Genomic DNA, 13904 nt, shown 5'->3' with positions numbered 1-13904 from the left:
GTTGCACCATGGCTGCATGCTGCTGAGCAGGCTCGCCCACGTGTCCCAGGAGGTCGCCGCCACCTCGGCGCGGTCCCGGAAGATCGCTCTGCTCGCCGAGCTCTTCCGGGACGCCGACGCGGACGACGTGCCGATCGTCATCCCCTACCTCGCCGGCCGCCTGCCCCAGGGCCGGCTCGGCATCGGCTGGAAGCTGCTCGGTCACCCCGTCCCGCCCGCGGCGGAACCCTCACTCACCGTGCGGGAGGTCGACGCCCGCCTCACCGAGGTCGGCGCGGTCACCGGCACCGGCTCGCAGGCCCGGCGGGGGCAGCTGATGGGCGAGCTGATGGCGGCCTGCACGGCCGAGGAGCAGCGGTTCCTGTTCGGCCTGCTGACCGGTGAGGTACGGCAGGGCGCGCTGGACGCCGTCGCCGTCGAGGGCCTGGCGCAGGCGACCGGGGCGCCCTCCGCGGACGTACGGCGGGCGGTGATGCTCGCCGGGTCGCTGCAGACCGTGGCGCAGGCGCTGCTCGCGGAGGGCCCGGCGGCACTGGACGCGTTCCGGCTCACCGTCGGCCGTCCGGTCCTGCCCATGCTGGCGCACACGGCCGGGTCGGTGACCGAAGCCGTCGGCAAGCTGGGCGCGTGTGCCGTCGAGGAGAAGCTCGACGGCATCCGCGTCCAGGTGCACCGCGACGGCGACACCGTGCGGATCTACACCCGCACCCTCGACGACATCACCGATCGACTGCCCGAACTGACCGCCGCCGCACTGGAGTTGAAGGGCGAGCGGTTCATCCTGGACGGCGAGGTCATCGCGCTCGGCGCGGACGGCAGGCCGCGGTCCTTCCAGGAGATCGCCGGGCGCGTGGGGTCGCGGGTGGACGTGGCCACGGCCGCCGCCGCGGTGCCGGTCTCCCCCGTCTTCTTCGACGTGCTGTCCGTCGACGGCCAGGACCTGCTGGATCTGCCGTTCACCGAGCGGCACGCCGAGCTGGCCCGGCTGGTGCCGGAGCCGATGCGGGTGCGGCGCACGCTCGTGCCGGGTCCGGACGACGCCCCGGCGGCCGAGACGTTCCTCGCGGACACACTCGCCCGCGGTCACGAGGGCGTCGTGGTCAAGGGCCTGGACGCCCCCTACAGCGCGGGCCGGCGCGGCGCCTCCTGGCTGAAGGTCAAGCCCGTGCACACGCTCGACCTCGTGGTGCTGGCCGCGGAGTGGGGCCACGGCCGGCGCACCGGCAAGCTCTCCAACCTGCACCTGGGCGCGCGGAACGAGGACGGGTCGTTCGCGATGCTGGGCAAGACGTTCAAGGGAATGACGGACGCCATGCTGGGCTGGCAGACCGAGCGGCTCCAGGAGCTGGCCGTCGAGGACAACGGCCACGTGGTCACCGTACGGCCCGAACTCGTCGTCGAGATCGCCTACGACGGTCTGCAGCGGTCCACCCGCTATCCGGCCGGTGTGACACTGCGTTTCGCCCGTGTGGTGCGCTACCGCGAGGACAAGACGCCGGCCGAGGCCGACACGGTCGGGACGCTGCTGGCCGCGCACCCGGAGGTGCGGCCGTGACCGCGAAGCGCAGTGCGGGACTCCTGCTGTTCCGGCGCCCCGGCGGTGGCGACGGCCCCCTTCAGGTGCTGCTCGGTCACATGGGCGGCCCGTTCTTCGCGCGGCGGGACGCGGGGGCGTGGAGCGTGCCCAAGGGCGAGTACGAACCCGGCGAGGCGGCCTGGGACGCGGCGCGCCGTGAGTTCCAGGAGGAGCTGGGCCTGGCGCCGCCCGAGGGCGAGGCCGTCCCGCTCGGCGAGGTCCGGCAGAGCAACGGCAAGATCGTCACGGCCTGGGCGATCAAGGCCGACCTCGATCCGGCGACGATGGTCCCGGGCACCTTCACGATGGAGTGGCCGCCCAGGTCGGGGCGGCTCCAGGAGTTCCCGGAGCTGGACCGGGTGGAGTGGCTGGACCTGGACCGGGCGCGCGCCGTGATCGTGCCGGCCCAGTCGGCGTTTCTCGACCGTCTCCTGGAGCACTCGCACTGAGGGCCGCCTTCCGGACCGTGGCGGCGGCTCGCAGAGAGCCGGTGCCCGGACGGTCACGGCGGCCCCGTGAGGGAGCCGGCGGCGGCCGGATCCGGCACCGGCTCGCTGAAAGGACCCTCCGCGTTGCGCCCCACCGCGCCGCGCGGGAGGGTCGAAGGACAGCCCGCTCTCAGGAGGTCGGCCATGCCCATCGCGACGGTGAACCCGGCGAACGGCGAGACACTCAAGACGTACGACGCCCTGGGCGCCGAGGAGATCGAACGCAGGCTCGCCACCGCCGACTCTGCCTTCCGCGCCTATCGCACCACCGCCTTCGCGGAGCGCGCCCGGCTGCTGCACCGGGCCGCCGACCTGCTCGACGAGGATCAGGCGGACATCGCCCAGGTGATGACCACCGAGATGGGCAAGCCCGTCAAGCAGGCCCGTGCCGAGGCCGCGAAGTGCGCCAAGGCGATGCACTGGTATGCCGACCACGCCGAGGAACTGCTCGCCGACGAGGAGCCCGGCGAGTCCGACGCCCGGGACTCCGGCGCCTCCCGGGTGATCGTGCGCTACCGCCCGCTCGGTCCGGTGCTCGCCGTCATGCCGTGGAACTTCCCGCTCTGGCAGGTGATCCGGTTCGCCGCGCCCGCGCTCATGGCGGGCAACGTGGGCTTGCTCAAGCACGCCTCGAACGTCCCGCAGACCGCCCTCTACCTGGAGGAGCTGTTCCGCCGGGCGGGCTTCCCCGACGGGTGCTTCCAGACGCTGCTGATCGGCTCGGGCGCGGTCGAGGACATCCTGCGCGACCCGCGGGTCAAGGCGGCCACGCTCACCGGGAGTGAACCGGCAGGCCGCGCGGTCGCCTCCGTCGCCGGGGACGAGATCAAGAAGACGGTCCTGGAGCTGGGCGGCAGCGACCCGTACGTGGTCATGCCGTCCGCCGACATCGACCGCGCCGCCAAGACCGCGGTGACGGCCCGTGTGCAGAACAACGGCCAGTCGTGCATCGCCGCCAAGCGGTTCATCGTGCACACCGACGTGTTCGACGCCTTCGCCGAGCGCTTCGCGGCCGGGATGAAGGCCCTGAAGGTGGGCGACCCGCTGGACGCAGAGACCGAGGTCGGGCCGCTCTCCAGCGAACAGGGCCGCAGTGACCTGGAGGAACTCGTCGACGACGCGGTCGAGAACGGGGCCACCGTCCTCTGCGGCGCCGAGCGCCCGGAGGGATCCGGCTGGTTCTACGCCCCGACCGTCCTCACCGACATCACCCCCGAGATGCGCATCCACCAGGAGGAGACCTTCGGTCCGGTCGCGACCCTCTACCGCGTCGCCGACCTGGACGAAGCGGTCGCCCTCGCCAACGACACGCCCTTCGGTCTGAGTTCGAACGTCTGGACACGGGACGAGACCGAGGTGGACCGGTTCGTCCGCGATCTGGAGGCGGGCGGTGTGTTCTTCAACGGGATGACGGCCTCCCACCCCGCCTTCCCGTTCGGCGGGGTCAAGCGGTCCGGATACGGGCGTGAGCTGTCGGGTCACGGAATCCGCGAGTTCTGCAACATCACCACGGTGTGGCACGGAGCGTGAGCGTCCGACAGCTACGATCGCCCCTGTGAACCGCGAAGTGACCCTCCCTCTGATCGTCGACGACCGCGGCACGTTGCAGGTGTCGGCCGCCGACGTCAGCAAACTGCTGCGCACGGTGGGCGGCCGCTGGCTGCATCTGGTGGAGGCCGGCCAGGACGGGCTCGACGAGGACACGGTGGCGACGCTCACGATCGAACTCGCCAAGCTCGCCGACCGCATCGACGTGGCCTGCATCGCCCACAGCAGCGGGACGACCGTGGACTGACGGCGCGTCGGCCGGCTCCGAGCTGCCGGGGGCGGCCACCCGCCGCTGCCTCCCGGGACGGGCCGGCCCTTCGGCACGCGGGTCGCTCCCTCGCGACACGGCCCCTCAGCACGCAGGCAGGCCGCCCCCTCGGCACACGGGTCGCCCCCTGGCGACACGGCCCGCCCTCTCGGCACGCAGGCCGCCCCCTTGGGCCACACGCCCGCCCCCTCTGCACATGGGCCGGCGCCCTGCTCCGGGTCAGCCCGGCCGCCCGTCGAGCTCCCACAGCGCGTGCCAGAACCTGGCCTCGTATCCCTGCAGCAGCCGGCCGTACCGAAGGACCTCGTCCTCGTCGACCCGCCCGGTCTCCAGGCCCTCCTCGACGGCGGCCAGGGCCCGCTGCTCCAGCTCCGGCGCGGGCTCGGCGAAGAAGTCGAAGAATCCGCAGGCCTCGTCGTCGAAGCCGTAGTGGCCGCGCAGCGCCTCGGCGATCGTCGCGCAATAGCCGCCCCACGCCGCGAAGTTGGCGCTCAGCGCGAGCACCACGTCGGCCGGCTCGCCGTTGAGGGCCAGCCACGCCACGTACGCGGGATAGGTCTGGCAGTCGCCGAGCGGCTCGTACGCGGCGGCACGCGCCTTGTCCGCCCCGCACGCGGCGGCATACGCCCCGAGTCGGTCCTGGGCCAAAGCCTCACCCTCGGCGAGCATTTCGAAGAAGGCGGCGCTGCGCGGCGCGGCCGCCGACCGTACCGCCAGATGGCCGAACGCCCGGCGGTCCGCGGCGATCACATGGCGCTGTTCCAGCGCGAGCGCGGCGAGGGTGGACCGCTGGGCGGCACCTCGGGCGATCAGCGGGACGAGCCGGTTGGCATGAGGGTCCGGGGCGAGCTTCCCGGTGGTGCTGTCCAGCAGTTCTCCGGCCGTGCGCGCCATCGCGGACTCCTTCGGATCGGATCTGTCCAGGCCCCTTCGACCAGATTGCCACGTCCGCGAAGTTCCCCGGTCTGGAGTAGTCCGGCGCGATATCCCCGCGCTGCCGGGTGATCGTGGGACAACCACCCCTCCGTGGTGAACCACCCTTCCGCCGGGGGACACAGAGTTCCCCGGAAGGCGAAAGTAGGCGCTTCCTCATGGCGACTTTGTGCAGACCCTCGGTGTCCGTCCCAGAGCACGTGATCACGATGGAGGAGACGCTCGAGCTGGCGGCCTCCCGTCATGCGGGCCACCCCCAACTGCCGCTGGCACTGCGGCTGATCGAGAACACCGGGGTGCGCACCCGGCACATCGTCCAGCCGATCGAAGAGACGCTCAAGCACCCCGGCTTCGAAGACCGGAACAAGGTCTACGCCAACGAGGCCAAGGCCCGGGTCCCCGCCGTCGTACAGCGGGCGCTGGACGACGCGGAGCTGCTCACCACCGACATCGACGTGATCCTCTACGTCTCGTGCACCGGCTTCATGATGCCGTCGCTCACGGCCTGGCTGATCAACGCGATGGACTTCAGCAGCGACACCCGGCAGATACCCATAGCCCAGCTGGGCTGCGCCGCCGGAGGGGCCGCGATCAACCGGGCGCACGACTTCTGCAAGGCCTACCCCGAGGCCAACGCGCTCATCGTGGCCTGCGAGTTCTGCTCGCTGTGCTACCAGCCCACCGACCTCGGCGTCGGCTCCCTGCTGTGCAACGGCCTGTTCGGCGACGGCATAGCGGCCGCGGTGGTCCGCGGCAAGGGCGGCACCGGCATCCAGCTCGAACGCAACGGCTCGTACCTGATCCCCAAGACCGAGGACTGGATCATGTACGACGTCCGGGCCACCGGTTTCCACTTCCTGCTGGACAAGCGGGTGCCCGGCACCATGGAACCGCTCGCTCCGGCCCTGCACGCCCTCGCGCGTCAGCACGGCTGGGACGCCTCCAACCTGGACTTCTACATCATCCACGCGGGCGGCCCGAGGATCCTCGACGACCTCAGCAAGTACCTCGAAGTCCCGCCGGAGGCCTTCCGGTTCAGCCGGGCCACCCTCACCGAGTACGGGAACATCGCCAGCGCCGTCGTCCTGGACGCGCTGCGCCGGCTTTTCGACGAGGGCGGCGCCGAACACGCCTCGCGCGGACTGCTGGCGGGCTTCGGCCCCGGTATCACCGCGGAGATGGCCCTGGGCCGCTGGAACAACTCGACCAACGAGACGACGTGACCGAATGACCGAGAAGACAATCACCGAGCCGCTGCCCCCCGTCCGGCACTGGCCCGCCCTCGACCTGACCGGGGTGGACTTCGACCCAATCCTCACCGAGCTGATGCGCGAGGGCCCGGTCACCCGGATCCAGCTGCCGAACGGCGAGGGGTGGGCCTGGCTGGTCACGCGCTACGACGACGTGCGCATGGTGACCAACGACGCCCGCTTCAGCCGCGAGGCCGTCATGGGGCGGCAGGTCACCCGGCTCGCCCCGCACTTCATCCCGGCGGCGGGCGCGGTGGGCTTCGCCGACCCGCCCGACCACACCCGGCTGCGCCGCTCGGTGGCCGCCGCCTTCACGGCGCGCGGTGTGGAGCGGCTGCGCGACAGCGCCCGCCGCATGCTCGACGAACTGGTCGACGAGCTGCTCCAGGACGGACCGCCGGCGGATCTCACCGAGGCGGTCCTGAGCCCCTTCCCCATCGCCGTCATCTGCGAGCTGATGGGCGTGCCGGCCGCCGACCGGCAGAGCATGCACACCTGGACCCAGCTGATCCTGTCCTCCTCGCACGGAGCCGACGTCAGCGAGCGGGCGAAGAACGAGATGAGCGCCTACTTCGCGCAGCTCATCGGCGACCGCAAGGGCAGCGACGGCGAGGACGTCACCTCGCTGCTCGGCGCCGCGGTGGGCCGGGGCGAGCTGACCATGGACGAGGCCGTGGGTCTCGCCGTGCTCATCCAGATCGGCGGCGAGGCGGTCACCAACAACAGCGGGCAGATGTTCTTCATCCTGCTGACCCGGCCCGCCCTGTGGGAGCAGCTCCGCGCCGACCCGGCGATCCGCCCGCAGGCCATCGACGAGCTGCTGCGCTACATCCCGCACCGCAGCGCGGTGGGCCTGTCGCGGATCGCGACGCAGGACGTGGACGTCAGCGGCGTACGGATCCGGGAGGGCGACGCGGTGTACGTGTCGTATCTGGCCGCCAACCGCGACCCCTCCGTCTTCCCCGACCCGGAGCGGATCGACTTCTCCCGCAGCCCGAACCCCCATGTGTCCTTCGGATTCGGACCGCACTACTGCGTGGGCGGGATGCTGGCCCGGCTGGAGTCCGAGCTGATGGTCGACGCCCTGCTGGAGCGGGTGCCCGGGCTGAAGCTCGCGGTGCCGCCGGAACGGGTCCCCTTCAGGAAGGGCGCGCTGATCCGCGGTCCCGAGGCCCTGCCCGTGACGTGGTGAGCGGCCGATGACCGCGTCCGAAGGCCTGCTGGTCCCGCCGGGTCACGGCCGCGTCGTGCAGACGCCCGCGCAGCACGTGACCTTCAAGGTGACCGGCACGCACTCGCGGATGGCGTCCACCTTCGAGGTGGTGGTGCCGCCGGGCTTCGACGTGGGCGCGCATGTACACACCCGCAGCGAGGAACTGTTCTACGTGCTCGAAGGCGAGCTGGACGTGCTCGCCTTCGAGCCGCGCGTGCGGACCCCGGACCACTGGCAGAAGTGGGAGTCGCCCTCGGGCAGCCGGGTCGTACGGGCCACCCCGGGCACGGTCATCGTCGTGCCCCCGGGGTGCCCGCACGCCTTCTCGAACCCCACCGAGACGCCCGCGAAGATGTTCTTCCAGGCGTCGCCGCCGCCCGACCACGAGCGCTACTTCGAGGAACTGCTGGAGATCCTCGGCAGCGGCGGCCCGCCGGACCACGCGGCGATCGAGGAGCTGCGCGCGCGGTACGACATCGAGCAGCTCACTCCCTTGAAGCACCGCTAGCGCCTGTCCCGGGGGCGCCGGACCGGCCGCGGCCGACCCGCGTGCGGCTTCTAGCGGATGGGCATCCCGGACAGCGTCCGCGCGATCACCAGTCGCTGCACCTCACTCGTCCCCTCGAAAATCGTGTAGATGGCCGCATCGCGGTGCATCCGCTCGACCGGGTACTCCCGGGTGTAGCCGTTGCCGCCGAGGATCTGTATGGCCTGCGCGGTGACCTTCTTCGCGGTCTCGCTGGCGAACAGCTTCGACATGGAGCCCTCGGCCGCGGTGAACGGCCTGCCGTTGATCGCCATCCAGGAGGCCCGCCACACCAGCAGCCGCGCCGCGTCGATCGACGTGCGCATGTCGGCCAGCTGGAAGGCCACGCCCTGGTTGTCGATGATCGGCCGGCCGAACTGCTCGCGGGTCTTCGCGTAGTCGAGAGCCACCTCGTACGCGGCCCGGGCGGTGCCGACCGCCATGGCGCCGACGGCCGGTCGGGACGCCTCGAAGGTGGCCATGGCGGCGTTCTTCACGCGCTCGCCGCCACCGGCCCTGGCGCGCTCGCGCGCCCGGGCGAGACGCTCGTCGAGCTTCTCCTTGCCGCCGAGGAGGCAGGAGCCGGGGATCCGCACGTTCTCCAGGACGACCTCGGCGGTGTGCGAGGCGCGGATGCCGTGCTTCTTGAACTTCTGGCCCTGGGACAGGCCCGGCGTGTTCGGCGGCACGATGAAAGAGGCGTGGCCCTTGGAGCCCAGTCCGGAGTCGACGACCGCGACGACGACGTGGACGTTGGCGATGCCGCCGTTGGTCGCCCAGGTCTTGGTGCCGTTGAGGACCCACTCGTCCTTGGCCTCGTCGTACACGGCACGGGTGCGCATGGAGGCGACGTCGGAGCCGGCGTCGGGCTCGGAGGAGCAGAAGGCGGCGACCTTGACATCGTTGGCGTCGCCGTACATCTGGGGGATCCAGGTGCCGATCTGCTCCTCGGTGCCGTTGGCGAGGACGCCCACCGCGGCGAGGCCGGTGCCGACGATGGACAGGGCGATGCCCGCGTCGCCCCAGAACAGCTCCTCCATGGCCATCGGGATACCGAGGCCGGTGGGGTCGAAGTACTGCTGGGCGTAGAAGTCCAGGGAGTAGATGCCGACCTTGGCGGCCTCCTGGATGACCGGCCACGGCGTCTCTTCACGCTCGTCCCATTCGGAGGCCGCGGGACGGATCACATCGGCGGCGAAACCGTGGAGCCAGTCCCGGACCTCCTTCTGTTCGTCGTTGAGTTCCATGGTGAACTCGGCCATGACCCCTCCAGCGCTGCATTCGCGTGTTACTTGCGGTAACAGGAGTGTGTTACCGACGGGTAGGAAAAGTCAACTCCCGGCCCCCGCTCGGCAGCCCGTTCGATACCAGGGTGCCCGTGAGTGTTAGTTTGCGCAGGCGTCACCGATTCAGCACGGGTGGGGAGAACACATGGAGACCACACAGCGGACCGACCAGCAGAGGTCCGCCGACCGCCGCCGGCGCGAGCTGCTGGAGGCCGCCGACCGGGTGGTGCTCCGCGACGGACCAGGCGCGTCGATGAACGCCATCGCCGCGGAAGCGGGCATCACCAAACCGATCCTCTACCGCCACTTCGGCGACAAGGGCGGACTCTACGCCGCGCTCGCCACCCGGCACACCGACGCACTCCTCGCTTCGCTGCGGGCGGCCCTGGACGCGCCCGCCGAACGACGTGAGCGCGTCGAGGCCACCCTCGACACCTATCTGGCGGCCATCGAGGCCCGCCCGCAGGTGTACCGGTTCCTGATGCATCCGGCGGAGGGCGCCTCGTCGGGCGACCACGGTTTCGACGTCGGCAAGCACTCCGCTCCCCTGCTGCGCCGCATGGGCGAGGAACTCGCCGAGGTCATCGAGGAACGCGTCGACCTCGGCCCGGGCAGCCAGCAGCTCGCACGGGTGTGGGGGCACGGGATCGTCGGCATGATGCACGCGGCCGGCGACTGGTGGCTGGGCGAACAGCCTTGCTCACGCGCCGAGTTGGTGCGCAGTCTCGCGGACCTGCTGTGGGGGCGGCTGGCCGCGGCCGGCGACAAGGTGGGCGGCCCGGGCTTCTGACCTGGTGCGAGCTCCCCGCCGGGACTCGGCCGGCCGGCTGTACGGGATCCGGCGCACAGCGGCCCCAAGGCGCCCGCGCCGGCAGTACGGGACCCGGTGCTCAGCGGCCCCAGGGCGCCCGCGCCGCCTGCCGCATGACCCGGCGGTGGCGCCGGCCGCTCAGCCGGTCCACGTACAACCCGCCCTCGAGGTGGTCGCATTCGTGCTGCAGGCACCGGGCGAACCAGCCCGTGCCGTGCACCGTGACCGGCTCCCCGGTCACCGTGAAGCCCTCGACGACCGCGTGGTCGTACCGCTCGGTGCCCGCCTCCAGACCCGGCAGCGACAGACAGCCCTCCGGGCCGCGCAGCACCACACCGTCCGCTGCCACGAGCCGTGGGTTCACCACATGTCCCAGATGGCGCACGTCCTCGTCGTCCGGGCAGTCGTAGACGAAGACCCGCAGCGGCTCGCCGACCTGGTTCGCGGCGAGGCCGACGCCCTGGGCGGCGTACATCGTCGCGAACATGTCCTCGACGAGCCGGGCCAGTTGGGGACCGAAGTCGGTGACCTCCGCGCACGGCGCGTGCAGTACGGGGTCCCCGAGCAGGGTGATGGGCCGGACGCGTCCGCGGACGCCCGGGATGGGGCCTTGTCGCATGGCGGCAAGGGTACGGTCCTCATGAGCGCGCGAACGTCGCGCGGGCACCGTGGTGGTGCCGCGATTCGGGCACGTGAGTGGATCTCGATAGGCTGAGGCCCACACGGTGCCGGGGGCAGAGGCGCGGCGCGTACGCAAGGAGGATCGGACACGATGTCAGGCAACTCGGACCCGCTGACACCGCGGGCCAAGCTGGCCGTGACGGCGGGCAAGGCGGCAGCTGCCGTCTCGCGTGCCGCCGGACGCGGCAGCGGATCGGTGATCGGCGGCCGGGTGGCGCTCAGGCTCGACCCCGATCTACTGGCCCGGCTCGCCACACACCTGGACGTGATCCTGGTGTCGGCCACCAACGGCAAGACCACCACCACGCGGCTCATCGCGGAGGCGCTGCGCGCCGCGGGCGTGGTCGTCTCGAACGCGCTGGGCGCCAACATGCCCGCGGGCATCACTTCTGCCCTGGCCGGCGGCTCGGACGCCAAGTTCGCGGTCATCGAGGTCGACGAGAAGTACCTGGCCGGTGTTGCGCGTGACACCGACCCGAAGTGCATCGCGCTCCTCAACCTCTCCCGCGACCAGCTCGACCGCGCGGCCGAGACCCGCATGCTCGCCGAGCACTGGCGCGAGGGGCTGGCCGGGTCCAAGGCCGTCGTGATCGCCAACGCGGACGACCCGCTGGTCGTGTGGGCCGCGTCCTCCTCACCGAACGTGGTGTGGGTGGCCGCCGGCCAGATGTGGAAGGACGACGCCTGGTCCTGCCCGTCCTGCGGCGGTGTGATGCAGCGCCCCGGCGACGACTGGTTCTGCGGCGAGTGCGGCTTCCGCCGTCCGACGCCCAGCTGGGCGCTGTCCGGCGACTACGTCATCGACCCGCACGGATCGAGCTGGCCGATCCACCTCCAGCTGCCGGGCCGCGCCAACAAGGCGAACGCCGCCTCCTCGGCCGCCGTCGCCGCCGTCTTCGGCGTACCGCCGCAGGTCGCCCTGGAACGGATGTACCAGGTGCAGGCGGTCGCCGGCCGCTATGACGTGGTGCAGTTCATGCAGCGCGACCTGCGGCTGCTGCTCGCCAAGAACCCGGCCGGCTGGCTGGAGACGTTCTCGCTGATCGACCCGCCGCCGACGCCGGTGATCCTCTCGGTGAACGCGCGCGGCGCGGACGGCACCGACACCTCCTGGCTCTGGGACGTCGACTACACGCGGCTGACCGGCCACCCGATCTTCGTCGTCGGCGACCGCAAGCTGGACCTCGCCGTACGTCTGGAGGTCGCGAACCAGTCGTTCCAGGTCTGCGAGAACCTCGACCAGGCCGTCCAGCAGGCACCGCCGGGGCGGATCGAGGTCATCGCCAACTACACCGCGTTCCAGGACCTGCGCCGCCGTGTCGGCAACTGACCACCAAGGACTCAGAGGACGATCATCGATGAGTGACAACAGCCTGCGTCTGGTGTGGATCTACCCGGACCTGCTGAGCACCTACGGCGACCAGGGCAACGCCCTCGTCGTGGAGCGGCGGGCCCGCCAGCGCGGCCTCGACGTCGCCCGGCTCGACGTGCGCAGTGACCAGCCGATCCCCACCTCCGGCGACATCTATCTGATCGGCGGCGGCGAGGACCGGCCGCAGCGGCTCGCGGCCGAGCGGCTGCGCCGCGACGGCGGACTGCACCGGGCGGTCGGCAACGGCGCGATCGTCTTCTCGGTCTGCGCCGGCTACCAGATCCTCGGCCACGAGTTCATCAACGACCTCGGCCAGCGCGAGCCGGGCCTCGGCCTGCTCGACGTGATCTCCACGCGCGGCGAGGGCGAGCGGTGCGTCGGAGACGTGCTCGGTGACATCGACGCCCGCCTGGGCCTGCCCCCGCTGACCGGCTTCGAGAACCACCAGGGCATCACCCACCTCGGCCCGACCGCCCGGCCGTTCGCCAACGTGCGGCTGGGCAAGGGCAACGGCACGGGCGACGGCACCGAGGGCGCGTACAACGACACCGTCTTCGGCACGTACATGCACGGTCCCGTGCTGGCCCGCAATCCGCAGATCGCGGACCTGCTGCTGAAGCTCGCCCTGGACGTGAACGCGCTGCCGCCGATCGACGACCGCTGGTACGAGGCGCTGCGCTCCGAGCGCATCGCGGCGGCGCAGCAGCCCGCCTGACCTGGCCGGGAAACGATTCCGCTGAGGCCCCTGGGCCACCGCGGACGGGGCCCGTCTGACAGCGCCTCCGCTCACGTGTGCGGGGGCGTCCAGCAGGCGGACGCCCCGTGCTGCTCCGCCCCCTTCCGCCGGTAGGGTGGCGGGGATCCTGCCGGACAACGTGGTCCGGTCCCCGGCCCACGTTGAGAAGGTAATTCGGGCTATGCGCATTGGTGTCCTCACGTCCGGCGGCGACTGCCCCGGTCTGAACGCCGTCATCCGGTCCGTCGTGCATCGCGCCGTCGTGGACCACGGCGACGAGGTCATCGGCTTCCGCGACGGCTGGAAGGGCCTGCTCGAGTGCGACTACGTCAAGCTCGACCTCGACGCGGTGAGCGGCATCCTGGCGCGCGGCGGCACGGTGCTCGGCTCCTCCCGGGTCCAGCCGGCGCATCTGCGTGACGGCGTGGAACGCGCCCGGGGCCATCTCGCGGAGCTCGGCCTCGACGCGATCATCCCGATCGGCGGCGAGGGCACGCTCAAGGCGGCCCGGCTCCTGTCGGACAACGGTCTGCCGATCGTCGGTGTGCCGAAGACCATCGACAACGACATCGCCGTCACGGACGTGACCTTCGGTTTCGACACGGCCGTCGGCGTCGCGACCGAGGCCCTGGACCGGCTGAAGACGACCGCGGAGTCCCACCAGCGCGTGCTGATCGTGGAGGTCATGGGCCGCCACACCGGCTGGATCGCCCTGCACTCCGGAATGGCGGCCGGCGCCCACGCCATCGTCGTACCGGAACGCCCCTTCGACATCGAGGAGTTGGCCGCGAAGGTCGGTGAACGCTTCGCCGCAGGCAAGCGGTTCGCGATCGTCGTCGCCGCCGAGGGCGCGAAGCCCCGCGAGGGCTCGATGGCGTTCGACGAGGGTGTCAAGGACGTCTACGGGCACGAGCGGTTCGCGGGTATCGCCCGGCAGCTCTCGCTCGAACTGGAGGAGCGGCTCGGCAAGGAGGCGCGGCCGGTGATCCTCGGGCACGTCCAGCGCGGCGGCACCCCGACCGCGTACGACCGCGTGCTCGCCACGCGGTTCGGGTGGCACGCGGTGGAGGCGGTGCACCGCGGGGAGTTCGGCCATATGACCGCGCTCCAGGGGACCGACATCGTGATGGTGCCGCTGGCCCAGGCCGTGGAGACCCTGAAGACCGTTCCGGACGAGCGGTACGCCGAAGCGGAGTGCGTGCTCTGAGGATCGGCT

14 protein-coding genes are annotated in these 13904 nt (G+C 71.5%); 11 read left to right on the top strand and 3 right to left on the bottom strand.

Annotated features, from left to right (window positions below):
* Positions 1 to 16 precede the first annotated feature (16 nt).
* The 4 genes from ACFVYF_RS12835 (at position 17) to ACFVYF_RS12820 (ending at position 3859) form a co-directional block, all read left to right on the top strand.
* On the top strand, positions 17 to 1555 hold the full coding sequence (locus ACFVYF_RS12835; protein ID WP_389455021.1) for an ATP-dependent DNA ligase: 1539 nt from the start codon (positions 17 to 19) through the stop codon (positions 1553 to 1555).
* Positions 1552 to 2025, top strand: a complete 474-nt coding sequence (locus tag ACFVYF_RS12830) for an NUDIX domain-containing protein (protein ID WP_389455019.1) — start codon at positions 1552 to 1554, stop codon at positions 2023 to 2025. Before ACFVYF_RS12835 ends, ACFVYF_RS12830 begins: the two co-directional genes overlap by 4 nt.
* Before the next feature lie 183 nt (positions 2026 to 2208).
* Positions 2209 to 3594, top strand: a complete 1386-nt coding sequence (locus tag ACFVYF_RS12825) for an NADP-dependent succinic semialdehyde dehydrogenase (RefSeq protein WP_389455017.1) — start codon at positions 2209 to 2211, stop codon at positions 3592 to 3594.
* A 25-nt stretch (positions 3595 to 3619) separates the two neighbouring features.
* Complete coding sequence (locus ACFVYF_RS12820) at positions 3620 to 3859, top strand: DUF6213 family protein (RefSeq protein WP_383275976.1); 240 nt, start codon at positions 3620 to 3622, stop codon at positions 3857 to 3859.
* Between the two features lie 240 nt (positions 3860 to 4099).
* Here ACFVYF_RS12820 and ACFVYF_RS12815 read toward each other — a convergent pair whose 3' ends face one another.
* Positions 4100 to 4774: a transcriptional regulator gene (locus ACFVYF_RS12815; RefSeq protein WP_389455015.1), complete on the bottom strand. Its 675-nt coding sequence runs from the start codon at positions 4772 to 4774 to the stop codon at positions 4100 to 4102.
* A gap of 197 nt (positions 4775 to 4971) precedes the next feature.
* Between ACFVYF_RS12815 and ACFVYF_RS12810 the strand changes: the two genes are divergently transcribed.
* Genes ACFVYF_RS12810 through ACFVYF_RS12800 form a run of 3 tightly spaced genes read left to right on the top strand, consistent with a single transcriptional unit; the run spans position 4972 to position 7784 of the window.
* Entirely contained in the window at positions 4972 to 6036 is a 1065-nt protein-coding gene (locus tag ACFVYF_RS12810) for a type III polyketide synthase (RefSeq protein WP_389455013.1), read from the top strand.
* A gap of 4 nt (positions 6037 to 6040) precedes the next feature.
* Positions 6041 to 7255 carry a cytochrome P450 gene (locus tag ACFVYF_RS12805; RefSeq protein WP_389455011.1) on the top strand — a complete coding sequence of 405 codons (1215 nt, stop codon included), beginning with the start codon at positions 6041 to 6043 and terminating at the stop codon, positions 7253 to 7255.
* Between the two features lie 7 nt (positions 7256 to 7262).
* Positions 7263 to 7784, top strand: a complete 522-nt coding sequence (locus tag ACFVYF_RS12800) for a cupin domain-containing protein (RefSeq protein ID WP_389455009.1) — start codon at positions 7263 to 7265, stop codon at positions 7782 to 7784.
* Positions 7785 to 7834: 50 nt separating this feature from the next.
* Here the strand turns inward: ACFVYF_RS12800 and ACFVYF_RS12795 are convergent, their stop codons facing one another.
* Positions 7835 to 9064, bottom strand: a complete 1230-nt coding sequence (locus ACFVYF_RS12795; protein WP_389455007.1) for an acyl-CoA dehydrogenase family protein — start codon at positions 9062 to 9064, stop codon at positions 7835 to 7837.
* A 169-nt stretch (positions 9065 to 9233) separates the two neighbouring features.
* On the opposite strand from ACFVYF_RS12795, the gene ACFVYF_RS12790 reads away from it, so the two are divergent.
* Positions 9234 to 9878, top strand: coding sequence for a TetR family transcriptional regulator (locus ACFVYF_RS12790; RefSeq protein ID WP_389455005.1), 645 nt, complete (start codon positions 9234 to 9236; stop codon positions 9876 to 9878).
* Positions 9879 to 9978: 100 nt separating this feature from the next.
* On the opposite strand, the gene def is transcribed toward ACFVYF_RS12790, so the two are convergent.
* Positions 9979 to 10518, bottom strand: coding sequence for a peptide deformylase (gene def, locus ACFVYF_RS12785; RefSeq protein ID WP_389455003.1), 540 nt, complete (start codon positions 10516 to 10518; stop codon positions 9979 to 9981).
* Positions 10519 to 10671: 153 nt separating this feature from the next.
* Between def and ACFVYF_RS12780 the strand changes: the two genes are divergently transcribed.
* The 3 genes from ACFVYF_RS12780 (at position 10672) to ACFVYF_RS12770 (ending at position 13895) form a co-directional block, all read left to right on the top strand.
* Complete coding sequence (locus ACFVYF_RS12780; protein WP_389455001.1) at positions 10672 to 11910, top strand: MurT ligase domain-containing protein; 1239 nt, start codon at positions 10672 to 10674, stop codon at positions 11908 to 11910.
* Between the two features lie 28 nt (positions 11911 to 11938).
* Positions 11939 to 12667 carry a type 1 glutamine amidotransferase gene (locus ACFVYF_RS12775; RefSeq protein WP_383276000.1) on the top strand — a complete coding sequence of 243 codons (729 nt, stop codon included), beginning with the start codon at positions 11939 to 11941 and terminating at the stop codon, positions 12665 to 12667.
* Positions 12668 to 12869: 202 nt separating this feature from the next.
* Positions 12870 to 13895 carry a 6-phosphofructokinase gene (locus tag ACFVYF_RS12770; RefSeq protein WP_389454999.1) on the top strand — a complete coding sequence of 342 codons (1026 nt, stop codon included), beginning with the start codon at positions 12870 to 12872 and terminating at the stop codon, positions 13893 to 13895.
* Positions 13896 to 13904: the final 9 nt, after the last annotated feature.

This window comes from Streptomyces sp. NPDC058274 (assembly GCF_042881375.1).
GTDB lineage: Bacteria > Actinomycetota > Actinomycetes > Streptomycetales > Streptomycetaceae > Streptomyces.
Note: the sequence above shows the minus strand (reverse complement) of the source record. Positions and strands in the feature narration are given on the sequence as shown.

Excerpts from the sequence above, each read along its gene's own strand:
- ACFVYF_RS12835 (WP_389455021.1), top strand. The coding sequence starts at position 17 with ATGCTGCTGAGCAGGCTCGCCCACGTGTCCCAGGAGGTCGCCGCCACC.
- ACFVYF_RS12825 (WP_389455017.1), top strand. The coding sequence starts at position 2,209 with ATGCCCATCGCGACGGTGAACCCGGCGAACGGCGAGACACTCAAGACG.
- ACFVYF_RS12815 (WP_389455015.1), bottom strand. The coding sequence starts at position 4,774 with ATGGCGCGCACGGCCGGAGAACTGCTGGACAGCACCACCGGGAAGCTC.
- ACFVYF_RS12810 (WP_389455013.1), top strand. The coding sequence starts at position 4,972 with ATGGCGACTTTGTGCAGACCCTCGGTGTCCGTCCCAGAGCACGTGATC.
- ACFVYF_RS12805 (WP_389455011.1), top strand. The coding sequence starts at position 6,041 with ATGACCGAGAAGACAATCACCGAGCCGCTGCCCCCCGTCCGGCACTGG.
- ACFVYF_RS12800 (WP_389455009.1), top strand. The coding sequence starts at position 7,263 with ATGACCGCGTCCGAAGGCCTGCTGGTCCCGCCGGGTCACGGCCGCGTC.
- ACFVYF_RS12795 (WP_389455007.1), bottom strand. The coding sequence starts at position 9,064 with ATGGCCGAGTTCACCATGGAACTCAACGACGAACAGAAGGAGGTCCGG.
- ACFVYF_RS12790 (WP_389455005.1), top strand. The coding sequence starts at position 9,234 with ATGGAGACCACACAGCGGACCGACCAGCAGAGGTCCGCCGACCGCCGC.
- def (WP_389455003.1), bottom strand. The coding sequence starts at position 10,518 with ATGCGACAAGGCCCCATCCCGGGCGTCCGCGGACGCGTCCGGCCCATC.
- ACFVYF_RS12780 (WP_389455001.1), top strand. The coding sequence starts at position 10,672 with ATGTCAGGCAACTCGGACCCGCTGACACCGCGGGCCAAGCTGGCCGTG.
- ACFVYF_RS12775 (WP_383276000.1), top strand. The coding sequence starts at position 11,939 with ATGAGTGACAACAGCCTGCGTCTGGTGTGGATCTACCCGGACCTGCTG.
- ACFVYF_RS12770 (WP_389454999.1), top strand. The coding sequence starts at position 12,870 with ATGCGCATTGGTGTCCTCACGTCCGGCGGCGACTGCCCCGGTCTGAAC.